At 68.6% G+C, this 22,896-nt stretch carries 21 protein-coding genes; 9 read left to right on the forward strand and 12 right to left on the reverse strand.

The annotated features are described in order from the left end of the window. Window positions 1-43 precede the first annotated feature (43 nt). On the forward strand, window positions 44-1,639 hold the full coding sequence (locus L593_RS09290; protein WP_020446705.1) for a PGF-CTERM sorting domain-containing protein: 1,596 nt from the start codon (window positions 44-46) through the stop codon (window positions 1,637-1,639). A gap of 24 nt (window positions 1,640-1,663) precedes the next feature. On the opposite strand, the gene L593_RS09295 is transcribed toward L593_RS09290, so the two are convergent. After that, window positions 1,664-2,488, reverse strand: a complete 825-nt coding sequence (locus L593_RS09295) for an NAD(P)-dependent oxidoreductase (protein ID WP_020446706.1) — start codon at window positions 2,486-2,488, stop codon at window positions 1,664-1,666. A 110-nt stretch (window positions 2,489-2,598) separates the two neighbouring features. Between L593_RS09295 and L593_RS09300 the strand changes: the two genes are divergently transcribed. Then, entirely contained in the window at window positions 2,599-3,375 is a 777-nt protein-coding gene (locus L593_RS09300; protein WP_020446707.1) for a hypothetical protein, read from the forward strand. 33 nt (window positions 3,376-3,408) lie between these two features. Beyond that, window positions 3,409-4,545, forward strand: a complete 1,137-nt coding sequence (locus tag L593_RS09305) for a pyridoxal phosphate-dependent aminotransferase (RefSeq protein ID WP_020446708.1) — start codon at window positions 3,409-3,411, stop codon at window positions 4,543-4,545. Between the two features lie 123 nt (window positions 4,546-4,668). Here L593_RS09305 and L593_RS09310 read toward each other — a convergent pair whose 3' ends face one another. Continuing rightward, complete coding sequence (locus tag L593_RS09310) at window positions 4,669-5,301, reverse strand: DUF47 domain-containing protein (RefSeq protein WP_020446709.1); 633 nt, start codon at window positions 5,299-5,301, stop codon at window positions 4,669-4,671. Between the two features lie 142 nt (window positions 5,302-5,443). Between L593_RS09310 and L593_RS09315 the strand changes: the two genes are divergently transcribed. Next, on the forward strand, window positions 5,444-6,751 hold the full coding sequence (locus tag L593_RS09315) for a TRC40/GET3/ArsA family transport-energizing ATPase (protein WP_020446710.1): 1,308 nt from the start codon (window positions 5,444-5,446) through the stop codon (window positions 6,749-6,751). A 40-nt stretch (window positions 6,752-6,791) separates the two neighbouring features. Here the strand turns inward: L593_RS09315 and L593_RS16030 are convergent, their stop codons facing one another. The 5 genes from L593_RS16030 to L593_RS09335 form a co-directional block, all read right to left on the reverse strand. Continuing rightward, on the reverse strand, window positions 6,792-6,959 hold the full coding sequence (locus tag L593_RS16030) for a hypothetical protein (protein WP_187292613.1): 168 nt from the start codon (window positions 6,957-6,959) through the stop codon (window positions 6,792-6,794). Window positions 6,960-7,027: 68 nt separating this feature from the next. Further along, the gene (locus tag L593_RS09320; RefSeq protein ID WP_020446711.1) at window positions 7,028-7,438 is read right to left on the reverse strand and encodes a hypothetical protein; all 411 of its coding nucleotides are present in this window, start codon (window positions 7,436-7,438) and stop codon (window positions 7,028-7,030) included. A 78-nt stretch (window positions 7,439-7,516) separates the two neighbouring features. Beyond that, entirely contained in the window at window positions 7,517-8,398 is an 882-nt protein-coding gene (locus L593_RS09325) for an SDR family oxidoreductase (protein WP_020446712.1), read from the reverse strand. Window positions 8,399-8,471: 73 nt separating this feature from the next. After that, on the reverse strand, window positions 8,472-9,329 hold the full coding sequence (locus tag L593_RS09330) for an endonuclease V (protein ID WP_020446713.1): 858 nt from the start codon (window positions 9,327-9,329) through the stop codon (window positions 8,472-8,474). Window positions 9,330-9,356: 27 nt separating this feature from the next. Continuing rightward, window positions 9,357-10,304, reverse strand: coding sequence for a rhomboid family intramembrane serine protease (locus tag L593_RS09335; RefSeq protein WP_020446714.1), 948 nt, complete (start codon window positions 10,302-10,304; stop codon window positions 9,357-9,359). Window positions 10,305-10,899: 595 nt separating this feature from the next. On the opposite strand from L593_RS09335, the gene nth reads away from it, so the two are divergent. Next, on the forward strand, window positions 10,900-11,793 hold the full coding sequence (gene nth / locus L593_RS09340) for an endonuclease III (RefSeq protein WP_020446715.1): 894 nt from the start codon (window positions 10,900-10,902) through the stop codon (window positions 11,791-11,793). A 22-nt stretch (window positions 11,794-11,815) separates the two neighbouring features. On the opposite strand, the gene L593_RS09345 is transcribed toward nth, so the two are convergent. The 3 genes from L593_RS09345 to L593_RS09355 form a co-directional block, all read right to left on the reverse strand. Continuing rightward, a complete protein-coding gene (locus L593_RS09345; protein WP_020446716.1) occupies window positions 11,816-12,421 on the reverse strand; it encodes a hypothetical protein in 606 nt (201 codons plus the stop codon). Then, a complete protein-coding gene (locus L593_RS09350) occupies window positions 12,418-13,095 on the reverse strand; it encodes a thioredoxin domain-containing protein (RefSeq protein ID WP_020446717.1) in 678 nt (225 codons plus the stop codon). The genes L593_RS09345 and L593_RS09350 overlap by 4 nt, the downstream gene beginning before the upstream one ends. Window positions 13,096-13,215: 120 nt before the next feature. Next, window positions 13,216-15,144 (reverse strand): beta-CASP ribonuclease aCPSF1, encoded by a 1,929-nt coding sequence (locus tag L593_RS09355; protein WP_020446718.1) that lies wholly within the window; start codon window positions 15,142-15,144, stop codon window positions 13,216-13,218. 276 nt (window positions 15,145-15,420) lie between these two features. On the opposite strand from L593_RS09355, the gene L593_RS09360 reads away from it, so the two are divergent. Both L593_RS09360 and proS read left to right on the forward strand, forming a co-directional pair. Continuing rightward, window positions 15,421-15,927 carry a hypothetical protein gene (locus tag L593_RS09360; RefSeq protein WP_020446719.1) on the forward strand — a complete coding sequence of 169 codons (507 nt, stop codon included), beginning with the start codon at window positions 15,421-15,423 and terminating at the stop codon, window positions 15,925-15,927. A gap of 668 nt (window positions 15,928-16,595) precedes the next feature. Next, a complete protein-coding gene (gene proS / locus L593_RS09365) occupies window positions 16,596-18,056 on the forward strand; it encodes a proline--tRNA ligase (RefSeq protein WP_020446720.1) in 1,461 nt (486 codons plus the stop codon). Between the two features lie 164 nt (window positions 18,057-18,220). Here proS and L593_RS09370 read toward each other — a convergent pair whose 3' ends face one another. After that, window positions 18,221-19,651 carry a glycosyltransferase gene (locus tag L593_RS09370; RefSeq protein ID WP_144060741.1) on the reverse strand — a complete coding sequence of 477 codons (1,431 nt, stop codon included), beginning with the start codon at window positions 19,649-19,651 and terminating at the stop codon, window positions 18,221-18,223. A 695-nt stretch (window positions 19,652-20,346) separates the two neighbouring features. On the opposite strand from L593_RS09370, the gene L593_RS09375 reads away from it, so the two are divergent. After that, the gene (locus L593_RS09375; protein WP_020446722.1) at window positions 20,347-21,423 is read left to right on the forward strand and encodes a Gfo/Idh/MocA family protein; all 1,077 of its coding nucleotides are present in this window, start codon (window positions 20,347-20,349) and stop codon (window positions 21,421-21,423) included. Between the two features lie 265 nt (window positions 21,424-21,688). Further along, window positions 21,689-21,955 (forward strand): hypothetical protein, encoded by a 267-nt coding sequence (locus L593_RS09380; RefSeq protein WP_020446723.1) that lies wholly within the window; start codon window positions 21,689-21,691, stop codon window positions 21,953-21,955. 32 nt (window positions 21,956-21,987) lie between these two features. On the opposite strand, the gene L593_RS09385 is transcribed toward L593_RS09380, so the two are convergent. Further along, window positions 21,988-22,839, reverse strand: coding sequence for a hypothetical protein (locus tag L593_RS09385; RefSeq protein WP_020446724.1), 852 nt, complete (start codon window positions 22,837-22,839; stop codon window positions 21,988-21,990). Window positions 22,840-22,896 lie beyond the last annotated feature (57 nt).

Genomic DNA, 22,896 nt, shown 5'->3' on the forward strand with positions numbered 1-22,896 from the left:
GCAGCACGTACGCTTAAGTAGGGTAGGAGTGTGATACGATCCCATGGCTCTGACGCGACGTGGTGCGCTCGCCACGATGGCGGCTGCGGGAGCGGCGAGCGTCACACCGGCGAGCGCGACGAGTGCGGGGGGTTCGTTCCGAGACAGCGCTGTGGCTGCGAGGCAGTCCGGCGGTCCGGCGTTCCGGGTCGAGTGGGACCAGGTCGTCGGCGGCGAGTACGGCTGGCACTGCCCCGCCATCGCACCGAGTGGGGACGGCGGCGTCGTCGCGCTCTGTAACCTCCTCGCCGACGCCGAATCGTCGATGGCGACGAAGCTCGTCGAAGTGACGCCGTCGGGCGAACTGGAGACGATCGGGACGCTCGGCAACCCCGGGTACGAACGTCGCCAGTACTGGTACTGGGACGTCGAACCGGGCGTCAACGGCGGCTACGTGATCGCGGGCTACGAGCGTCAGTACAGCCCGTACGGCTCGCTGACCGAGGTCGTGCCGCAAATCGTCCACATCGGCGACGGCGGCGAGGTCCAGTGGGCGTCTCCCGTCGAGGGGACGCCGACCACCTTCCAGACGGCTCGGCCGACGACCGTCGTCGCCGTCGGCAACCGCTACGTCCTCGCCTCGGCCGACTACGAGGGCGGCGTCGGGACGGCGCTCGCCGCTTACGAACCCGACGGCTCGCGGCGCTGGAACCGGGGCTACGATACGAGCCTCGAATCGGGTGCGAAGCCGGTCCAACTCCGCCGGACAGCCGACGGCGTCGTCCTCCTCGCGGTCCGTGGCTTCGACGACGGTCAGCCGACGGAGCCGGTGCTCGCACGCCTCGCCGATGACGGCACCGTCGCCGACCGCGTGATCCCGGTGGTCGAGAGCGATCGGATGCCCCACGGCTTCGCGGTGCGCGATGGCCGCTACCTCGTCGTCGGCGCCGCTCCCGGCGACGGCGGCGACAGCGGCTGGGCGATGGAACTGCCAGGGTTCGCAGCCACCGCGGACTGGCAGGGATCCAACGACGCGTTCGGCGCCGGGCTGACGGGCGCTGCCGGAACCGTCGCTGGCGGCGGCTGGGTCTTCGCTGGCCAGACCGGCGACGGGTACGGACAGGTCGTCGGGGCGAGCGACCTCTCCGCGCCGTCGCTCGCCCGGACGTTCGACACCGCCTCGACGTACGCCGACGTCGTCCCCGCCGGTGACGGCAGTGCCTACGTCGCCGGTAGCACGGGCAGCGGCGCCGAGAGCCAGCTGGTCGTCACGCGCGTCTCGACGGCGCTCGACCCCGACGCCGTCTCCACGAGCGTGGCACCGACCACGGTCGCGCCCGGCGAGGCGGCGTCGCTCTCGATCGACGTCGAGGGCTACGACGCCGACCTCCTCTCCGCGAACTGGACGGTGGACGGCTCCCCGGTCGCCTCCGGGTTCAGCGGCCAGACGAGCTTCGAGGAGACTGGCGAGTACACGCTCGTCGCGACCATCACGACCGAGGACGATCGCTCCGTCTCGGTCGAACAGACCGTTACGGTCGGCGAGGACGACGGAAGCAGCGACGGCGACGGCGGCGGGGGCATGCCCGGTTTCGGCGTGGTCATTGGGCTCCTCGGCCTCGCTGGCGCTGCGGGCCTTCGGAGCCGCCGCGACGACTGATTCCCGGCCGACTACTCGCTGCTCTTACCCCTCCTCGGCGGTGCCGCCGCGCTCCGCTTTGTCCAGCACTGCTGCCGCGTCGTCGCGCGGCCGATAGCCGATCGCTCGCATCGTCGGGGCGAGCGTCTGGAACCGGTCGGCGTTCGCGGAGATCGCCGGGAGCGGCCGTCCGGGGGTCATCGCGGGCCCGAGATCCGCCCGCACCGCTGCCTCACAGACCGCCCGACAGTCCCGGGGACTCAGCCAGGTCGCCCTGGCGAAGCGGCCGCGAGCCCGGTCCGACTCACTCGAAGCCGCCGTTGCGACCGCCCGGAGTTCCTCGCGATCGCAAACCCAGCCGATCCGGAGGGGCACGACTTCCAGGTCGTATCGATCCGCGTAGTATCGGCCCATCGCCTCGCAGGCGACCTTCGCGACGCCGTAGTAGGAGTCGGGCCGCGGTGGATCGTCGGGGCCGATCACGGTGGCGGGTTCCGCGACGAGCGACTCCATCTCGTCGGCGCGCTCGCGGTTGTACATCCCGACCGCGTGGATCGAACTGGCGAGTACGACCCGATCGAGGTCGTGCTCGACGGCGGCCTCCAGCACGTCGATCGTTCCCTCCAGGTTACTGGCGTGGCCGTCCTCCCAGTCGTCGCGCCCGGCTGGCCCCCAGGCGAGGTGGAGGAGCACGTCCGCACCGGCGTCGGCCAGGGCGGCGCCGACTGCCTCGCGATCGGTGACCTCGAGGACAGTGGCGTCGAGCCCCTCGTGTTCGCTGTGGGTGAACAGCGTCCGTTCGGCTGGCTCGAAGGCCTCGCGGGCGATCTCACCGATCTGCCCGGCAGCGCCGGTGATGGCGACGTGCATCGCCGGGGCTCGGGCTCGCGAGACCTTCGTAAGGCGCCGCGTTCCGGCGCTCGTCCCCCTGGCTCCGTGGAAGCGCCAGATTCAGGCCCGTCGCTGCGCGTTCGGTGCGTATGGCACGCGAGGCCGGTCCATCGGCAGCCGACCGTCTCGGGATCCTCGGCGTCGATCCCGCCGACGGCCGCGCGCTCGCCGAGGTGCCTCGCTGGGTGCCAGCGGACGCGACGGCACTCTACAGCGTCCCCGACGTGAGCGACCGTTTCGTCGCCGGGCGGGCATCCGCCTCTACCCCGCCCGTCGCGCTGCTCGCGCTCGCCCGGCGACTCGCCGGCCGGGGCAGTTTTCGTACCCTTCCCGACGAGGCGCTCCCCGGAGACGACGCTGGACTGGCCGCAGCCGTCGATGCTGCCGCAGCCGAGTGCGACGTCACCCGTCGGGATCTCACCGTCGACGCTGGCACCCAGTCGGCGTCGTCGCGTCGCCGGTGGGTCGTCGGCGCCTGGACCGTCACGCTCCTCGCGATCGGCGCGTCGCTCGGATCGATCGCGCGCTGGCTGCTGATCGGGGACTTGCTTTCCGGGCTCCTGGCAATTCTCGCGACCGTCGGGTCCCTCGCGCTCCTGGTCGGGTTCGCGTTCGCGGCGGAGGCAGCGGCGATCCGCCGGTTCGATCACACACTCGCCGATGCCGTCACCGACGCGCTCGCGGCGGACGAGGACAATTCCGCCGACTCCCAGGGAACCGGCGGCACCGATCGCACCGCCGAACGCCCAGTGCTCGTGGTCCCCGCACGGCACGCTGCTGGCGTCGCGGCGATCCTGCGGGAACGCGGCGTCCGGGCGAGGGCCCTGCGGGTCGAGGCCGACGCATCGCCCGCCACCGTGTCGTAAGAGCCACGTGGACCCCGTTCGTCCGCTTCGGCAATGGACTACGACCGGCCGCTGTTCTACCACGTCATGGCCTACGCCGCCGAGGCCGACCGGGACGTGATCGAGATGGTGAGCGGTTCGCCGGACTGGGAGCCGCCCGCCGCGCTCCGGAGCGGCCTCGCGGAGTACGCGGAGGCGGAGCCCGACGCCTTCCAGTATCCGCCGAGTGAGGGCCTGCGCGGGCTCCGCGAGGAGATCGCCGCCCGCCGGAACGTCGACGTCGAGCGCGTGATTATCACGAACGGCGCCGGCGAGGCGAACTACCTCGCGATGGCCGGCGCGATGGATCTGTTCGAGGAACGAGCCGACGGCAGCCCGAGCGAAGATCCCGAGTTCCTGCTCACCGATCCCGTCTACCCCTACTACCCCGGGAAGGCTGACCTCCTCGACGCGACGAAGCGCTACGTCGCCGCCGAACCGGATGGCTCGCTCGATCCGGACGCCGTCCGCGAGCAGGCCGCGGCCAGCGGCGACGACCTCGTGGCGATCGTCGTCAACACGCCGAACAACCCGACGGGCGCCGTGTACGATCGCGAGACGGTCGCGGCACTCGCCGAGATCGCCGCCGAGCACGACGCCCTGTTGATCGCCGACGAGGTCTACGACAAGTACGACTACACGGGTCGCTTCGAGAGCGCGCTCGCGCTCGATCGCTCGAACGTCGTCGTCACCAACGCCTTCTCCAAGTCGATGGCGATCACGGGCTTCCGCGTCGGCTACGCGATCCTCCCCGAGTCGATGGTCGGCGGCGCGCGGACCCGGCATATGCTGGTGAACGTCGCGACGAGCCGCCCCGCCCAGCAGGCGGTGCTCGACGCGCTCCGGGAGACGGGCCCCGAGTACTACCAGCGCAACCGCCAGCTAATGGCCGACAGGATGGCGACCTTCACGGACGCGCTCGACGCCGCTGGCGCGGACTACACCGAACCAGATGGCGGGTTCTACGTCATGGCACGCTTCGAGGACTTCCCCGGGACCCTCGAGAACGTCAAGCGGCTCGTCGACGAGGCCGGCGTCGCGGGGATGCCCGGCGAGGCCTTCGGCGACGCCCGCTTGGAGTGGGTTCGCTTCGCGCTCGTGACGCCGCGCGTCGAGGAAGCGGCCGACCGGTTGGCAGCCTTCTTCGCCTAGGGCCCGCGTCGCGTTCGATTCGTGGCTCCGGCTTCGAATCGCTTCGAACCGCTTCGAATCGCTTCGAACGCATGGCATTCAGCTACTCGCTGCTCGGACGCCGACCGCTCACACGCCTGTTGCTCAGACGCCTCCCGCCCGGAGCTGGCCCAGGCGGTCGGCGGCGTCTTCGACGGCGTTGGGGATGGCGTCGAGGGTCACCGCGAACTGTCTGACCACGAGGACTTCCCCGGGCGATCCGTTGGCGTCCGCCAGCATCTCGTACTTCAGCCGGTCGCAGGCGGACTCCGCGGCCCGGATCGCGTCGACGTCCTCCCCACACGGTTCGTCGTCGAGGGCGGCGTCGACGCCACGTCGGAGGCGGTCGCCGGCCGCCGTGCTCCGTCGCGCGTGCTCGATCATCGACTGCTCGGCAGCCGCCGGGAGCCTCGGCTGGATCGCCGCCAGCTCCGTCGCGAACTGCTCGCTCGCACCGGCGATCCGGTCGATCTCGTAGGCCAGTCCGAGCAGGTCGGGCGCAAAGAGGTAGGCGTCCGAGAACTCCGGGCCGACGGTCGCGATCTCTCGACGGAGCGACTGGACCTGCTCGTCACAGCGGGACTCCAGCGTCCCGACGCGCTCGACGACGTCCGACCGTGCGGGATCCTCCTCGGCGTAGCAGTGCACGACGGTCGGGAGCGTGGCGACGCACTCCGTCGCCGTCTCGGTCAGCGTACGTAGCGACCGCTCGATCACCGGTTCGGCCTGCTGGGCCATACAGGTCGACTCGTCGTCCGCCGAAAAGCGGTTGCTATGAGCGATCTAGTGGGCTCCGTAGCGGTCCGTAGTTCCCCCGCCGGCCGCCCGGATCCGCTCGGACACCGGCAGCCTCAACCGTTCGGCGCGGCGACCGACGGGCATGAAGGACATCGACGTGGAGCCCGTCGACGACGTCGACGCGGACGACGACGGCCCAGGCGACCCGCACGCGACGGACGGCCCGGACGACGCGACCGACGAGGAGGGCGGACCGGCGTCGCCTGGCGACGGCTCGACCGACGCCGACGCGCCGGCCGACCACTCTGCGCTCGACGCCGATCGCCTCCCGCCAGTCGCGAGCGACACGCCGGAGTTCGTGCTCTACGGCGGCAAAGGCGGCGTCGGCAAGACGACGATGGCGGCCGCGACCGGGCTCGCGTCCGCCGCTGCCGGGACCCGGACGCTCGTCGTCTCGACGGACCCGGCACACTCGCTGTCGGACACCTACGAGACCGCGATCGGCGCCGAACCGACCAGACTCCGCGGGGACTTGCCGCTGTACGCCGCCGAGATCGACCCCGACGCCGCGATGGAGGAGGGGATGTCGATGTTCGGCGACCAGGCGGGCACCGGCGGTGCTGGTGGTCCGACCGCTGGCGGTGCGGAGGGCGCAGGCGGTCCTGGGGGAGCCGACGCGAGCGGTGGCGGCCCCTTCGATCCGGACGCCAGCGGCGGTCAGGGTCCAGCAGGCGGGATGGGCGGCCTCGGCGCGATGATGGGTGGCGACAGCCCGCTCCAGTCGATGCTCGGCGGGACGATGCCAGGCTCGGACGAGGCCGTCGCGATGCAACAGCTCGTGGAGTTCATGGACGACGACCGCTTCGACCGCGTGGTCGTCGACACCGCGCCGACGGGCCACACGCTCCGGCTGCTCGAACTCCCCGAACTGATGGACACGATGGTCGGCCGCATCCTCTCGATGCGCGAGAAGCTCTCGGGGCTCTTCGACGGGCTCTCCGGAATGTTCGGCGGTGAGGACGCCGACGCCGAGGCCGGCACCCAGAGCCTCCGGGAGCTCTCCGACCGGATCGAGCGCCTCCGCGAGACGCTCACCGATCCGGCGCTGACCGACTTCCGGATCGTGATGGTGCCCGAGGAGCTCTCCGTCATCGAGTCCGAGCGCCTGCTCCGCCAGCTCGACGACTTCTCGATCCCCGTCGAGACCGTCGTCGTCAACAAGGTGATGGAGGACCTCGCGGACGTCACCGGCGAGGTGCCCGCCGACGACGTCGTCACGCCGAACCTCGAGGACTGCGAGTTCTGCCAGCGCCGCTGGGACGTCCAGCAGCGGGCGCTGACGAGGGCCCAGGAGGTCTTCCGGGGCCGGTCGATCGAGCGCGTGCCGTTGCTGGCCGAGGAGGTTCGCGGGGAGCAGTCGCTTCGCGTGGTCGCGGCGTGTTTGGAGTAGCGAGTTGCCGTCGGGTTCCCGAGAATCCTCGCGCAGACGGCTATTCGGCGTCCCTGGTCTCGACGACCTCGGCCTCCCAGGGCGGTCCCCAGTCCATCTCCTGGGTCTTGGCACGGAGTTCGTCGGGATCCCTGTCGAGAATCCGAGCGAGTTCCTCGGTGAACTCCTCGGGAGAGAGCTCGATTGGTTCAGTGGGCGCTTCTTCCATGGATAGTCGTTGGGAGTCGACGTCCAATAAGTGTGTGGCGGCCGTCAGAACAGATCGCAGACGGCCGTTCAGGGCCACGGAGGCGGATCGTTCGGTTCGATCTCTCCGTAGTGGACCCGGAGGAAGTACCCCGTGTGCCGTCGGAAGTATCGTTTCGCCTGGTCTATCGTGGCGCCGAGGTCAGTTTGTACGCCTGGGTTCGTAGGTGGATACACTGTCTGCTCATCGCCATCGCGCAGGACGACGTCGACGTGGACGCCTTCCGTTCTGAGATCGTGCCCGTCGCGTCCGGCTGGATTGTGGTCGATCCGAGCGATCTGAACGACGGTTCTGCGTTCGGCGGCCGAACGTCGCTGGAGTTGGACGAGAAACCGCTGGACGTCGCCACGGAACACGTCGATCCCGATCCAGACTCGACACCGCTCGTCTGGCGGCGAGACGACGTACTGCAGGTCGAACCCAACCGGCGAATTCGGCACGGCCCCGGCTCCTGCGGTATTCGCAATGAACGTGTGGTGCCGGGCACGGCGATCCGTTCGCGAATGTCAGCGCTATTTTCAGGAAACGACCCGCCGCACCAGCGAGAAGACCCTGTCCCGCCACCGAGCGGGGAGAAACCGGCCGAGCATCGCGACGGAGCCGGGAACGCCCACGGGGTAGCGCGGCTCGGGATCGTCACAGCTCGCCGCGTGGTGGATCGCCTCCGCGACCTCCGCCGGCGACACCGCGGCTGGCCCGCTCCCGCCGATCGCGCTCAGGTCCTCGAACGCGGACTCGAACCACTCGTACTCGCCCGTCGGCTGGAGTTCGTCGAGTTCGTCCTCGGCGCGATCCGTGAACTGGGTGTCGACGGGGCCGGGCTCGACCACGGAGACCTCGATTCCGAACGCGTCGACCTCCTGGCGCAGTGACTCCGACATCGCTTCGAGGGCGTGCTTCGACGCCGCGTAGGCGCCGCCACCGCCGTAGCTCACCCGGCCCCAGAAGCTGGAGACGTTGACGATCGCGCCGCGTTGCTGCCGGCGCATGTAGGGGAGGACCTCCCGGATCAGCCGGTGGGGTCCGAAGACGTTCACGTCGAACTGGTGGCCCATCGCCTCGGTGGGTATCTCCTCGATTGGCCCGAAGAGGCCGTAGCCAGCGTTGTTGACCAGCGCGTCGATCCGGCCGTCCTCCTCCATGATCCGGCCGACGACGCGCTGGACGTCGGCCTGTTTCGTCACGTCGAGTTCGTCGATCGCACAGCCAGCCTCGGCGAGTTCGGCGATGTCGTCGGTGTCCCGCGCCGTCGCGTAGACCGTCCAGTCGTCCTCGAGGAAGGCCAGCGCCGTCGCGCGGCCGATGCCCGAGGAACAGCCCGTGATCAGCACGGTTCCGGGGTCGCGGCCCTCGTCGCCATCGCGCTCGGCTGCGTCCTCGCGACGCGAATCGTCCGGCATGGGCGGAACGTCCACGCGCCGGATGTTAACTTCCGTGGGTCCAGCGGTGGTGCTCCCGTAGGACGGCCCGACCTCACTCCGCGGCGGTCAGTTCCCCGACCCACTGGTCCGCCAGCCGGATCGGCTCGGGCAGTTTGTACTCGCCGGCGGTCGCCAGTGCGATCTGGGCGGCGGTCTCCCAGCCGACGCGGTGGCCGGGACTGACGTAAAGCGGGTTGATCGAGCGATTCCCCGAGGCGAACTGCCGGGTCTGGACGGCAGCACCGACGATCGTGCCCGGTGGGGTTTCCATCGAATCGTCGGCCGCGATCGGGACGATCGTACCGGCGTCGAGCGGCTCGCCCCCGGCGACGCCCGCGTCGGCCCACCGCGGCGTGCCACAGAGTAGCGACTTCGCGACGCCGACGGCCGGAACGTCGACGGTGACGCCGATGTGTGTCGCGATGCCGGCCTCCCGGAAGTGGATCCGGCCGCTGCCGTCGAGCAGGAGGACGTCCGGTTCGACCGATAGCTCGGCGAGCGCGGCGAGGATGGATCGCCCCTCGCGGAAGGAGAGCAATCCTGGAACGTAGGGAATTTCGAGCGGGCTGGCAGCGAAGACGCGCTCGATCACCTCGCCGTCCTGCATGGCGACGACTGCGCTGACGGCCTCGTCGAACTCGCCGGGGCCGGCCTGGCTGCCGTCGCTCGCCTGGAACGCCTGGTCGATGCCGGCGACGATCGGGAGTTCGTCGGTCACTGGTGACGACGATTTGCCGTCCAACTCGGTCTGACGAGCGTCCGCGGTCGCGGTAGCTCCGATCGCCGTCGGATCGAAGTCGAACGCGTCCCCGAACACGGCGTCGGCGGCCAGCTCGCGCTGGAGCGCCTCCATGTCCTCGCGGTCGAGGCTCGGATCGGGGACGTACTCCGGGTGCTGGATCGAGACCATACGAGAGATCGCTCGGTCCGCGGCGGTTCAGAACCGCCGACGGCCGCCGCCCATTCCGCCGCCTCCGCCGCCGAACTGGAGCTGGCGGGGCGCGGTCATTCCCTGCTCCTTGAGGTACTGCCCGTAGGCGAGGCCGATCAGGAGCCCGGAAAGGTGGGCGATGTGGCCGATCCCGCCCGCGCCGACGCCGCCGGCGGCGAGCGCGAAGACTGAGAACAGTCCGTAGCCGATGGTGAGGATCCACAGCGGCATCGGGATTGCGAAGAAGAGCAGGACCCGGAGATCCGGGTTCAGTACCGTCAGCACGCCGAGGACGGCGAGGATCGCCCCGCTGGCGCCGAGGCCGGCGCTCGTCTCGCCGATAGCGAGCGGGACGCCGACGGAGAGCACGCTGGCGAGCAGCCCGCTGCCGAGGAAGAGCAGGGTGAAGCGCTTGCTCCCGAGCTTCTTCTCGACGATGGGACCGAAGAAGTACAGCGCGATCGAGTTGAACGCGATGTGGGCGATCCCGCCGTGGGCGAAGATCGAGGTGAAATAGGTCCAGACGGCCTCGGGTGCCCAGGTTTTGGCGATGAATATGTCGCCCTCGAGTCCGAAGACGCCGCCGTTCCCCGAGAGCCGGAGGAACAGCTGGGCGGCGTAGGTCAGCCACATTCCCAGCAGGAAGACGAACGTCATGTTGTTCCGGAAGTAGCCCCGCCAGCCCCCGGTCCCAGTCGGCATATCGAAGAGGCCGTCGTCGCTCGTGCCGATCGAACCGATTCCGCCGCTCGCGGAGGGACCCTGACCGGCGTTGGGGCCGCCGGCGCTCGGTCCGCCACCGAGCGCGCCACCGCCCTCGCTCCCGTTCCAGGCGTTCAGCCCCGGACAGTCGTGGGCCTCGGGAAGGCGGTGCTCCGTACAGAAGGTGCCCCCGCACCGCTTGCACTCGTATGGCATGTTCTCGGACTTGCCACACGCGTCGCACTCGGCCATTGGGCGGGATTGGCCCCCACTCGCAATGTGGTTTGTGGTCTAGGGAATGGTGGTGGAATATGAGCAGGTGCCGATACGGAGACCGCCGAAAGCCCCCGATCGCTCGAGGGCTGCGGCTCGCTGTGCTCCTCGCCCCAGTCGCTGCCACTCCTTTGGCTGTGGTGCTTACTTCGCCTCGCTCCGTCGAGCGATCGGCCCCTTTCGGAGACCACCCAGACACCCTCACTCCTCCCCAGCCTTCTGCGCTACTCGGGTTCGCTTCGCTCACCACTGCGTTGCTCGGCCCTCGCACGGTGTCGCGCAGATGGCTGCTCGCCCGCTTCGGGGCTCGCAGCCACACGCAGCGCGCGCCGACGTGGTCCACCGGGTCTCTGCGATCGGTGGATACTCTCACCGGGTGGGACTGGAAGGGGCCGACCGCTCGACGAAGGCCGGCGAAGCAAGGACCGCAGGCGAACGTAGTGAGCCGAGGACCGCAGCGAGCCGCCCGAGTCGAGCGGGAGGGGGCTTCCAAGGCCGTTGCGGCTTCGAAGGCAGCGCTCCCGATACGATTCTCCGACAGACCTTCGTAGGATCCAGCCCGAACCACACGCCAATGCCCGAGGAGCCGGACGTGAACATCAGCGGTGGCGCGTCGGGCGGCGGCCGGGAGACCCGGTTCGAGGCCGACGACCCGAGCACGCGCGCCGAAGCCGTCGTCGACCGCCTCGGCGACCTGTTCTGGCAGAAAACATACGGCGACCGCGATCCCTTCGACTGCCTCGTCCGGACGATCCTCTCCCAGAACACCTCCGACGTCGCGAGCCAGCCGGCCTACGACGCGCTGGTCGAGCGGTTCGATCCGGCGCGGGGCGACGGGATCGACCCTGATCTGGCGTTCGCGGCCGGCGACGACGGCCCAGCAGACCTCGCCGAGGCACTCGCCACCGCCGACCGCGTCGCGATCGCCGAGACGATTGCACCGGCCGGCCTCCACAACCAGAAATCGAAGGTCCTCCAGACCGTAGCGGAGCGGATCCTCGCCGAGTACGGCTCCACCGCGGCCTTCGACGACTTCGTCGCGACGGCTGACTACGCCGACGTCCGCGACGCCCTGCTGGACTTCGGCGGCGTCGGGCCAAAGACGGCCGACTGCGTCCTCCTCTTCGCCGCCGGACGCCAGGGCGTCTTTCCCGTCGACACCCACGTCCACCGGATCTACCGCCGACTCGGGATCGCGCCGCCGGACGCCGACCACGAGGGCGTCCGTGCGGTGCTCGAACGGGAGGTCCCCGGCGAGAAGTGCGGCTTCGGCCACACCGCCTCGATCCAGTTCGGGCGCGAGTACTGCTCGGCCCGGAAGCCGGCGTGTCTCGACGGGCCGGAGGCCTGTCCGCTGTACGATCGCTGCGATCGGGTGGGCGTGGATCCGGAGTCTAGGGCGGTCGTGGATCCGGAGTCTAGGGTGGTCGTGGATCCGGCGGACGCGGCGGCTGCTACCGAGGACTGAACGGCGATTCCCAGCCGAGCAATTAGCCCTTCGTCCTCAGCATCTCTGGATCGACTGGGCATCCCCTGATCTCTCCGCCGCGCATCCCGTCTGCCAGCCAGTACATCGAGAGCACGAGCACGACCACCGCCAGCATCGAGAACTCGAGGCCCTCGTAGGGCAGGTTCGCGAGCAGCCCCGCGCCGCCGACGATGCCGACGATCCCCGCGAGGATGCCGGGGCCGCAGGCGGCACACCCTGCGCCGAGCGTGCCGAGCACGACGCCCGCCGCGCTCCCGCCACCGCCCTCCACGGAGAGATCGTGCTCGAGCAGGTGGTAGGCCAGCAACGCGACGTTCGCACCGGTGAGCCCCGCGACCGCGTATATTAGGACGCCGTGCGTCGCGTCGTACTGCGGACCGAGGAACGGCAACATCGCCGTGAGGAACTCGACCTTGAAGCCGAGTCCGAGGCTATCGGAGAGCAACACCTCGACGACGAACCGGAGGTTCTGCGTGACGGAGATGAGGATGGCGACGGCGGTCGTCACGACGATCGCGAACACCAGATAGCTCGGATGGCCGAGCACGAGTCTGATCGTCCGGCCGAGCAGTCGCCAGTCCGAGCGGCTGGTGGGAAGGGAGATCACACTTCGAAGCCGGCCTGGAAGGCGGTCACGTCTTGCACGCCGACGAGCTTGTTCTTGAAACGCTCGTTCTTGTAGAGGAAGAACGTCGGCGTGCTGTTCACGCCGGCCTCGTCGCCGTCGGCTTCGGCCGTCTCGAGGACCGACTGGTGAGCCCGGTTCTCCGCAGCGGCGAGGATCGTGTCGGCGTCGAGGTCGGTGTTCTCGCTGAGAAATGAGCGCGTCTCGTCGGCGAAGGTGCCACCCGAGATGGAGTAGGTGTTCTCGTAGTAGAAATCCAGCAGGTCCCAGGCGACGGGTGGCTCCCGGGCCGTCACTTCCAGCGTCGCGTGGATCGCGGGCGTCGCCCACCCGCGGCCGGTGTAGCGGTAGGGTCGGTACACGTAGGCCGCCGACTCCGGTTCGAGAATCTCGCGTTTGACCGCCTGGAAGCTGCCGGTGTGAAACCGTTCGCAGTTCGAGCAGGTCGGGTCCTCGAAGGCGACGATCACCTTCTCTGCCGCCGTCGGCACGTCGCCAAGCGACGGCTGCCCGTCCAGGTTCCGCGACGCGGGGTGCTCGGAGAGGGGTTGGCCGCCGGAGCCACCGCTCCCAGTGTCCAGACAGCCTGCCAGACTCGTCGCGGTCCCGAGACTCGCCGCGCCGGCGATGCCAGCGAGGACCGACCGTCGTCGCATACTGCGTGTGTGTTGAGCCGCGACAAGGTAGCTTCCCCGGTCGTGTGCGGCGGTCGCACGAACGGCGGAAACGGCGACGCGGCAAGTGGGTCGTCGCTTAGGGGAATCGGCAGTCTCGAGCTACAGGAACCGGAACGTCTCGAGGTTCTTCGGCGCGAACGTCCGCATGTCGAACTTGTGGTAGAGCGCCGAGGAGAGGTCCTGGACGGAACTCTCGTCGCCGTGGACGCAGAGCACCTTCTCCGGCCGGGGGTTCATCGTCTTCACGAAGTTGACGAGCCCCTGGCGGTCGGCGTGGCCGGAGAACCCGTCGACGGTCTCGACCTCGAGCTCGAGCTGGAGCGTGTTCGAGCGCCCGCCGTCGTGGCCGCGGTCGTCCATCGGAATCTCGTCCCAGCCGTTCTGGATCCGGCGGCCGAGGGTCCCCTGGGCCTGGTAGCCGACGAAGGCGAGGGTGGAGTCCGGATCGGGGCCGATGTGGCGCAGCCAGGACATGATCGGTCCGCCCTCGACCATCCCGGAGGTCGAGAGGACGATGCAGGGGCCGCCGTCGGCGACTTCCTGGCGCTCCTCCTCGCCGCCGTCGATGTGGTTGAACTGGTCGGCGAGGAAGGGGTTCTCGTCCTCGTGGAAGATGCGGTCGCGGAGGTCGTCCCGGAGGTACTCCGGGTACGTCGAGTGGATCGCGGTCGCCTCCCAGATCATCCCGTCGAGGTGGACGGGCATCTCCGGAATGTCGCCCTCGCGCATCGCCTCCTCGAGGACGAGCATGAGTTCCTGGGAGCGACCGACCGCGAACGCCGGAATCAGGACCTTGCCGTCGCGTTCGTAGGTCTCGTTGATGATCCGCTTGAGCTTGCGTTCGGAGTCGGCCTGGTCGGTCTGGTAGTCGTTCCGGCCGCCGTAGGTCGACTCGAGGACGAGCGTCTCGACGCGCGGGAAGTCGTTGTGCGCGCCGTTGAACAGGCGGGTGTCCTCGTAGTGGATGTCGCCGGAGAAGCAGACGTTGTAGAGGCCGTCGCCGATGTGGAAGTGCGAGACCGCCGAGCCGAGGATGTGGCCGGCGTTGTGCATCGTGAGCTTGACGTCCGGCGCGATGTCGGTGACGTCGCCGTACTCCAGCGGGATGGTGTGCTTGATCGTCTCCCGGACCATCTCCGATTCGTACGGTGGCGCGCGGCCTTCCTTCGCCGCGACGTCGAGGTAGTCCAGCTGGAGGAGGCCCATCAGGTCCCGCGTGGGTTCGGTCGTGTAGATCGGGCCGTCGTAGCCGTACTTGAAGATGAGCGGCAGGAGCGCGGAGTGGTCGAGGTGGGCGTGCGTGAGCACGACGGCGTCGAGGTTCTGGGCGCCCGCGCCGAGGGCCTCGGGCACCTGAAGGTACGGCACCTCGCCCTCCGCACCGGGCTTGTCGCCGCAGTCGATGAGGATTCGGGTCTCCGGCGTCGAGAGGACGAACGCCGCGCGACCGACCTCGCGGCAGCACCCGAGCGTGGTGATCCGCACGTACTCGTCGTCGGAGAGCTCCTCGCGGTGGATCTGCCGGCCGACCCGTTCGAGGATGTCGCGTCGGTCGTCGCGTTCCTGCTTGAGGAAGTTCCGGACGTTCGAGACCGTCGAGGACTCGATCGGCGGCGTGCGCACGACCTCGGGCGTCCAGCCGACCTCCTTCGTGATCTCCCGGAGCGTCGAGCCGTGGCGGCCGATGACCATCCCCGGCTTCTCGGCCTCGATGACGACCTCGCCGGTGTCGGCGTGGAAGTCCAGATCAGTGACGCCGGCGTCGTCGGGGATGACGTCCATGACCTTCTCGCGGGCCTCCTCCGGCCGCAGGAGCACGTCGGGGTCGGGGCGCACCGTGATGCGCTTGCGGAGCTTCGAGGCGAGCTGGCGGACGAGGTCGCCCTGCTGGGCGAACTCCTTGGGATCCCGGGTGTAGACGACCAGCTCGGGTCCTTCGTAGGTGACTTCCGAAACCGAAACGTGACTTGGAAGTTCGCTGACGATCTCTGCTTTCAGTTCGTCGAGTTGTTGCTCAACAGCACTCATATGTAGCTGCGGGGTACCGATTGGTCTCCGATCCGCGCGAAAGCGCTGGCCTGGTGCCGACCCGCGTGCGGGACGCGTCGTCCGTGGCAGTGCCGGCGGTGATACCGTTACAGGACATCGTACTCGCCGAGTTGAATCGGTGACCGCTGCGGTAGAAACCGCTTGCTTGGTTCTATCCCCTCACCATTATAAAAGCCTTGGCAATACCGGAAAAGTCCCGTCAGACGCCCTGCCGCCGCCGGAAACGCCATTGCGATCGCCCGCGCAGATCGCCACATGACCGCCCCGCCAGCGCCCGACCTCGAGTTGACGCCCGAGCGCGTCGCCGCCGAGTGCGAGTGGCTCCTCGATCGCGGCGACGTGATCGTCCCGCTCGCAAACGAGGTCCGCGCAGACCTCGCCGCGGCGTTCGATACAACCGTCGATCCGATCGATCGCTCCGACTACGAGCGCGTCGTCGTCGAGACCGCCGCCGACGGCGACCGGGCCGTGAACGTCGCCGCGCTCGTCGCCTTCCTCCGCGGGATGGACGTCGAGGACGACTACCCAGGCTTCGTCGTCGACGAACTGCTCGGGCGGGAACTCGCGGCGACGATCGCCGGCGAGCAGCCGCTGCGGTTGTTGGCCGAAGCGACGTTTCACTACGCTGACATCGTCCATCACGCCGGGGATTCGGCTGGGATGGACGACCTCGACGCCGGACTGGCCGCCGGCGTGCAGACTCGCTTGCCTGGATGGGACTGGACGGAGGGGGAGAGCCCCTTCAGCGTGGATCTGGGGTGAATTGCGTTGGCTGGATAGTCGGTCGGATGGATCCTTGAGGTTTCGTGACCTCCGAAAGCCCCCGATCGCTCGAGGGCTGCGGCTCGCTGCGCGCTTCACTCACTTCGTTCGCTGCAGTGCTTGTTCCGATAGACTCGCTACGCTCGTCTATCGACGTTCGCCTCACTGCGTTCGGCTCACCGTCGCCTCGCACCGTCGAGCGATCGGCCCCTTTCGTAGTCCACCCAGACGCCTCATTCCTCCCCAGCCTTCTGCGCTGCTCGCGTCGCTCCGCTCGCTTCGCTGCTCGGCCCTCGCACGGTGTCTGCGAGTGGCTGCTCGCCCGCTTCGGGGCTCGCAGCCATCGCGTAGCGCGCGCCGACGTGGTCCACCGGAGTTCAGCTATCGGTGGAACTCCACACCGGGTGGGACTGGAAGGGGCCGACCGGTCGTGCTCGCTCACGACGAAAGCACAGCAGGCGAACGAGCGAAGCGAAGTGAGCCGATGCGCGCAGCGAGTGAGCGGGCACGAGCGGGAGGGGGCTTCCAAGCGGACGCCAGCGGTCTGCCCGTCTCCTATCAATCGTGTCCAACCGGCCCAGCACGCCACACCTCGACTCACGGACCCCACTGTCAGTCGCCGTCGTACCTTCGGGACGTTTATGCCCGCAACCCCACCACATCAGGCCATGAGCGACGACGACGCCCAGGAACTGGGCATCACCGAATCGAAAGAGCACGCCACCGGCGAGTGGTACGCGGAGGTCGTCCAGAAGGCGAAGGTCGCGGACTACGCGCCCATGGGCGGCTTCATCGTGACCAGGCCCCGTGGGTGGGCGCTCTGGGAGGCGGTTCAGGACTTCCTCGACGCGAAGTTCAAGGACACCGGCGTCGACAACGCCTACTTCCCGCTGTTCATCCCCGAGTCCTACCTCGAGCGGGAGAAGGACATAGTGGAGGGGTTCGACCCCGAGGTCGCGTGGGTGACCCACGGCGGCCACGACGAACTGGAGGAGCGACTCGCCGTCCGCCCGACCAGCGAGTCGATCATCGCCCCGTTCATGGCGCAGTGGACGCGCAGCCACCGCGACCTGCCGATGCGCCTCAACCAGTGGTGCTCGGTCGTGCGCTGGGAGGCGACGGAGACGAAGCCGTTCTTCCGCACGAAGGAGTTCTGCTGGCAGGAGGGCCACACCGCCCACGCGACCGCCGACGAAGCGTGGGAGGAGACGATGCTCCGCCTCGACCAGTACGAGGCGGTATACGAAGACCTCCTCGCGATCCCCGTCCTCCGCGGGCGCAAGCCGGAGCACGACAAGTTCCCCGGCGCGGAAACCACGACGACGGTCGAGGCCCTCATGCCCGACGGCAAGTCCGTGCAGGCCGGGACGAGCCACGACCTCGGCACCTCCTTCGCGGACGCCTTCGAGATCACCTACACCGACGAGGACGAGGAAGAGGCCACCGCGCACACCACCTCCTGGGGTCTGTCCTGGCGCGCGCTCGGTGCGCTGATCATGACCCACGGCGACGACCAGGGCCTCGTCCTGCCCCCCACGATCGCACCGACCCAGGTCGTCATCGTCCCGATCTGGCAGGAAGACACCCGCGAGGACGTCCTCGACTACTCCGAGGAACTGGCCGAGGACCTCGAGGAGGCCGGCCTGCGCGTCGACCTCGACGACCGCGACACCCGGAATCCCGGCTTCAAGTTCAACGAGCACGAACTCAACGGCGTCCCCCTCCGCATCGAGATCGGACCCAACGAAGTCGAGGACGAGGAAGCGACCCTCGTCCACCGCCCCGACGGCGAGTCCGTCGTCGCCGACCGCGACTCCGCCGTCGACGACGTCGAGGACGCCCTCGACGAGGTCTACGACAAACTCTACGCCGCGGCGGAGGAGAACCTCGAGGAGAACGTCCGCGAGGCCGACGAGCCCAGTCAGATCCTCGGCACGATCGGCCAGCACGGCGGCTACGTCAAGTGCGGCTGGTGTGGCGACGAGGCCTGCGAGACGGTGATCAAGGACGAGATCGCGGCCGAGATCGTGATGGTGCCCCTCGATCGCGACGAGGAGCCGATCCAGGACGACTGCGCGATCTGTGGCGAGGAATCGACCGAGACCGCGTACTTCGCGCGGACGTACTGATCCGTCGCGCAGTTGTACTCGGGTGGCATTTCTCTCCGCTACCGGCCGCCTTTCACTACGCTCCGAGGACCTATCGATAGTCCCCGACGACCCCTGCCGCTCCTCGACGATCATCCGCTCCTTCCCGACGACCCTTCGCAACTCCTCGGCGGCGGGTCCCGACGTCAGTCCGAGGACACCGTCGCCTCTCGCTGGGCGCTACACGCCGCGAGCATGGACTCGTCCTCGACCGGAATCCTCGTCGTCCCACCCTCGGCGTCGTCGACGCGTCGCGCCGGCACGCCGGCGAGGATCCGCCGGTAGATCTGCAGGTGTTCGGCGGCGACGGTCTCGAAGCTGTTCGCCTCCTTGTAGGTCCGGATGCCCGAGGCGAGCGCGTCCCGCTGCTCGTCGTCTTCGAGGAGCGTCGCGACGCGATCGGCGATCGCAGCCGTGTCGTCGAGGCCGATCGTCTCGAGGGCGTCCCACTCTGCCTCGATCTGTCTGAAGTAGGATCGGTCGCTCGCGAGCACCGGTAGCTCCTCGGCCGCACACCAGTTGAACGTGCCACTCTGCGTGACGACCCGGTAGGGGAGGAGGGCGAGGTCCGCCGTCGCGAGCGCCATGGGAAACTCCTCGTCGTCGAGCACGCCGGTGATCGTCACGTTCGACGGAGCGTCGGCCTCGACCTCGTCGACGAACTCCTGGTCGAACCCCTTCGGCCGTGCGCCGCCGGCGATCAAGAACTCGACGTCGGGCAGTTGCTTCGCGACGTCGACGAAGATGTCGTGGCCCTTCGGCGGGCGAACGAACCCCGGGATCACCACGATCTCGTCGTCGGGATCGAACCCGAAGCGCTCGCGGGCGGTCGACCGATCGGCCGGGCTCGAGTCCCGGACGTTCACGCCGTGGGGCAGGACGGAGTACTCGGTGGGGTCCTGCGCGACGTCCTCGTGGAACTGCTCCTCACAGTCCGACGAGAGGAAGATCACGTGATCGGTGACTCTCGCGATCAGTTCGTGCATGACGAGCAGGTAGCACCGCTTCGCGAACCTCGCCTCCTCCGGGGCCGGCGAGAGGACCGAGTGAAGCGTCACCACGAGGGCCTTCCGCCGGATTCTGGTCGCGAGCCAGAGCACGGGGAAGAACAGCAGCCCGTACAGCCCCGGATAGGAGCTTCCCGGGCGCCGGAAGAGTCCGTACTCGTGCTGGACGTGGACGACGTCCGAGTCGCGGGCGGCGGCGCGGAGTGCGATCGAGATGAAGTGCCCCGCCGTGGGGTAGTCCTGTTCGAGATCGATCGCGTCCGTGGTAGTGAGCCCGTCCGTTCGTCCTGGCTCGTCCGTGACCGCTGGTCCGTCCGCCGTCCCTGACGCGCCCGAGGCTCCGGGAGTCTCGCTGGTCGTGGGGCCGTCGCTCCCGCTGACCGTCGCCCCCGACTCCCGTTCTCGCCGTCGGTCGGGCTCGAGGTCTTCCAGGGCGGCCCGCAGGTCGCGGGCGTAGGTACCGATCCCACAGGACGCATCACCCGGTGTGGCGATCGTCGTCACCGACGTGCTGGTAGTTTCGACTCCGTCTCGCGCTCGTCCGTCACTAATGGGTGTCGTGGTTGTCATTCGTCGATGTCCCGGCGCCGGCTCACGACCGGCTACTCGGGAGGGCGTGAAAGTCGCCTCACTGGAAGATGCGGGAGTCGCCATACTGTAATGCGCCACCTTGTTCGCGGTAAGATCGCCGAACCACACCGTCGTCTCCCGATTTGGACGGCTGCCTGCGACGTTCCATCCTCGAGTACCGGACGCTCCCCGACTCCTCGTGATTGCCTGCCGAGCGGCTTCGCACCGTTCACGGCGGTCGGGCCGCGTCACTGGCTGTCCCACGGCTCGCCCCGGTCGGCGTCGGTTCGACGCGGCAGAGGCAAGGCGACGACCGGCCGGAAAGCCGGCCTTACCGCGTCTCAGACGCGAATGCGGCCGAAATATCCCGGGTGGACGGCCTTCTCGTCGCCGGTGGATCTGCAGTCGCATTCGCCGCGGGCGGGTCCACTCGGCCGCCCGCCCCGGTGCAGGATACAGCAACTGGGTGACGCCAGCCACGCACCCACGGTAACCTGGTTCGCAAGCAGTTGCGTTCGGTAGCAAAGACGATAGCTACCCGAACTAACCGCTGGTTACTCCGTAAAAAGGGGAATGACCCCCTGCACCCCTACGCCGGGTACAGCGATGGATCATCGACCCCAGGCAGCGTGTAAGCACCGCTTTCGAACCGATCCTCCCACACGATCCAACGGCGTCACAGCGGGTGAGGGCGCATGACGACCCACAGGGTCGCGTTCGTCGGCACCGGTGCCGATCCAGAGAACCCCTCGAGCGAGGGGTTCGCGATGGCCTATCAGCACGCGAGCGCCTACGAACGACTCGGCAACTGTGAACTCGTGGGCTGTGCGGACATCGTCCGCGAGAACGCGGAGGCCTTCGCCGATCGCCACGACATCGACGAGGACGGGGTCTTCGAGGACTACGAGGAGATGGTCGAGGCCGTCGACCCCGACGTCGTGAGCGTCTGCACGCCGCCGGCGACCCACGCCGACATCGTCGTCGGCCTGGCGGAGAGCGGCGTCCCCGACGCCATCCACTGTGAGAAACCGATGGCGATGACCTGGGGCGGTGCGAAGCGGATGGCCGCGGCCGCCGAACGCGCCGACGTCGCGCTGACGTTCAACCACATGCGCCGGTTCGGCGACCCCTTCCGCGACGCGAAGGCGCTGCTCGACGACGGCGCCATCGGCGACCTCCGGCGGATCGAGTACAGTTGGGGCAACTTCTACGACAACGGCACCCACGCCATCGACATGTGCAACTACTTCAACGACGAGTACGCGCCGTCGTGGGTCATCGGCCAACTGGACTACCGCGAGGAGGAGGTCTACTTCGGCACGCACAACGAGAACCAGATGCTCGCCTCCTGGGAGTACGAGAACGGCGTCTACGGCATGGCGACGACCGGTCCCGCCTCCGAGATCGCCGACGGCGACTGGCGTCTCGTCGGCACCGAGGGCGTGATGGACGTCCACCTCACCGACGAGGTCGCCGTCCGCGTTCGCTCGCTGGCCGACGACGAGACGGAGTCCTTCGAGTACGACGGCCTCGCTGGTGAGGGCGAGTCCTGTATCGACCGGGCGATCGCCGACGTCGTGCAGTCGGTGGAGACGGGCGAGGAATCGGAACTCTCCGCCCGGAACGCGCTCAACGCGACGGAGATCATCTTCGCGGGCTACGAGTCGGTCCGCCGCAGGGGCCGCGTCGACCTCCCGCTCGACATCGAGGACAACCCGCTGGAGGAGATGGTGGCCTCCGGCGAACTCTCGCCTCGCTCCAGCGCCGACTGAGCGACGGCCGTCCCGCGGATCGTCGTCGATCGTTGGCTCGTGGGCAGTTTCCTGTCTTCGGATCGATGAAAGTCTCCTGCCGTTTGATTGCCGGGAGTTGGTTGCCGCTGGATCACCGCGAGTCACGTCTTCGAATCGCTGGGGTCCGGCCCCCGAATCGCCGAGGCTCGACTGTCTCCGAATCGCCGAACGTCGGTGCCGCTGGACCGCTGCCCGCCGACTAATCGGCGGCTACTAACGCGGCGTCGGGACCGACCCCCAGTCGATGGCACCGCCCACGATCCAGTCGATCGACGAATCCGACGAGTACCTCCACGTCCGGTACCGCGATCCAGACGAGTTCGAGGAGATTCGGACCCCTGACTGGGCCGCAGAGGTCGCGGAATCGGTCGTCGAGGGCGGGGAGGTCCGGATGGGTCGAGACGAGAGCCAGGACGAGTGGCGCGTCCAGAGCGTGCTCGTGCCCACGCCGTCCGATACCCAGGAGGCGGAGTCCGCGGCGAGCGAGATCGTCGAGAAGATCCAGTCCTGACGCGGCGGTTCCCCGCGATCCGACCGACTCGATCACCAGTCGATAGCAGTCGCGAACGGCTCGTTCGAGAGCCCCACTGAGTAGCTACCCTCCGTGCATCGATCGATCGTCTCGACGGCACCGGCGACGTACGCGGCGTCGATCCGCGTCTCGACGGGCGCCTCGTGGCGCCAGAGCGTGCCGTCGACGTTGGCCCCGTAGAGCATGCCGAAGCGATTGATGTTCGCCTCGTCGCCGTCGATCAGGACGCCGTCCTCGCAGGCCTCGACGTTGAGCCACTCGATCACGTTCGCGAAGGAGCCTCCCCCGAGGCGGAGCGAGACGCCCTGCTTGCTGCTCACCGCCCCGTTCAGGCCGCCGAACTGGACCTGTCGCTGGTCGAGCGCGACGCCGCCAGTCGTATTGTGGACCCCGAAGTGCCGACTGTTGAGCACGAAGTTCAACCGACAGGCGGCCGTCGCGTCGGGCGAGCCGTTGTTCGTCGCGAGGTGGAGGTCGCAACTGTTCCAGGCGTCGGCGAAGTCGTCGCTGCCGAGCCGAAACAGGACGCCGTCACGAGCGCCCTGGAACCCGACGCCGGTGATCTCGGTGTAGAAGACGTGCGTTCGGTCGTCGCCGTCGTCCACGTCGCTGTCCGTCGCCACGAGCGACAGACCGTCGCCGGGGCCCTCGCCGAAGTCCACGACGCTTGCGGCGAGGCCGCTGCCCCTGATCGAGACGTTGTTCTGGAGGTTCGGATAGTCCGCGAGGTCGATCCGCGCTGGCTCGCTGGCGGTGACCCCTGTCGGGACGCGGATGACGCCACCACCCTGCTCGTCGAGTCGCTCGAACGCTCGCTCCCAGTCGCCGTCGTCGAGGCGGACGCCGTCGGATGGAGCTACCATGTCGGTGTCCGCTACCCCGCCGTCGACGGGGATTAGTATAGTCAGCTTTCGCGGTCC

Origin of the sequence: Salinarchaeum sp. Harcht-Bsk1, assembly GCF_000403645.1 — an archaeon.
Classification (GTDB): Archaea; Halobacteriota; Halobacteria; order Halobacteriales; family Salinarchaeaceae; genus Salinarchaeum.

Excerpts from the sequence above, each read along its gene's own strand:
- L593_RS09325 (WP_020446712.1), bottom strand. The coding sequence starts at position 8,398 with ATGCCGGACGATTCGCGTCGCGAGGACGCAGCCGAGCGCGATGGCGAC.
- L593_RS09295 (WP_020446706.1), bottom strand. The coding sequence starts at position 2,488 with ATGCACGTCGCCATCACCGGCGCTGCCGGGCAGATCGGTGAGATCGCC.
- L593_RS09380 (WP_020446723.1), top strand. The coding sequence starts at position 21,689 with ATGGCACCGCCCACGATCCAGTCGATCGACGAATCCGACGAGTACCTC.
- L593_RS09315 (WP_020446710.1), top strand. The coding sequence starts at position 5,444 with ATGAAGGACATCGACGTGGAGCCCGTCGACGACGTCGACGCGGACGAC.
- L593_RS09330 (WP_020446713.1), bottom strand. The coding sequence starts at position 9,329 with ATGGTCTCGATCCAGCACCCGGAGTACGTCCCCGATCCGAGCCTCGAC.
- nth (WP_020446715.1), top strand. The coding sequence starts at position 10,900 with ATGCCCGAGGAGCCGGACGTGAACATCAGCGGTGGCGCGTCGGGCGGC.
- L593_RS09300 (WP_020446707.1), top strand. The coding sequence starts at position 2,599 with ATGGCACGCGAGGCCGGTCCATCGGCAGCCGACCGTCTCGGGATCCTC.
- L593_RS09375 (WP_020446722.1), top strand. The coding sequence starts at position 20,347 with ATGACGACCCACAGGGTCGCGTTCGTCGGCACCGGTGCCGATCCAGAG.
- L593_RS09355 (WP_020446718.1), bottom strand. The coding sequence starts at position 15,144 with ATGAGTGCTGTTGAGCAACAACTCGACGAACTGAAAGCAGAGATCGTC.
- L593_RS16030 (WP_187292613.1), bottom strand. The coding sequence starts at position 6,959 with ATGGAAGAAGCGCCCACTGAACCAATCGAGCTCTCTCCCGAGGAGTTC.
- L593_RS09310 (WP_020446709.1), bottom strand. The coding sequence starts at position 5,301 with ATGGCCCAGCAGGCCGAACCGGTGATCGAGCGGTCGCTACGTACGCTG.
- L593_RS09350 (WP_020446717.1), bottom strand. The coding sequence starts at position 13,095 with ATGCGACGACGGTCGGTCCTCGCTGGCATCGCCGGCGCGGCGAGTCTC.
- L593_RS09305 (WP_020446708.1), top strand. The coding sequence starts at position 3,409 with ATGGACTACGACCGGCCGCTGTTCTACCACGTCATGGCCTACGCCGCC.
- L593_RS09290 (WP_020446705.1), top strand. The coding sequence starts at position 44 with ATGGCTCTGACGCGACGTGGTGCGCTCGCCACGATGGCGGCTGCGGGA.
- proS (WP_020446720.1), top strand. The coding sequence starts at position 16,596 with ATGAGCGACGACGACGCCCAGGAACTGGGCATCACCGAATCGAAAGAG.
- L593_RS09370 (WP_144060741.1), bottom strand. The coding sequence starts at position 19,651 with ATGACAACCACGACACCCATTAGTGACGGACGAGCGCGAGACGGAGTC.
- L593_RS09385 (WP_020446724.1), bottom strand. The coding sequence starts at position 22,839 with ATGGTAGCTCCATCCGACGGCGTCCGCCTCGACGACGGCGACTGGGAG.
- L593_RS09360 (WP_020446719.1), top strand. The coding sequence starts at position 15,421 with ATGACCGCCCCGCCAGCGCCCGACCTCGAGTTGACGCCCGAGCGCGTC.
- L593_RS09335 (WP_020446714.1), bottom strand. The coding sequence starts at position 10,304 with ATGGCCGAGTGCGACGCGTGTGGCAAGTCCGAGAACATGCCATACGAG.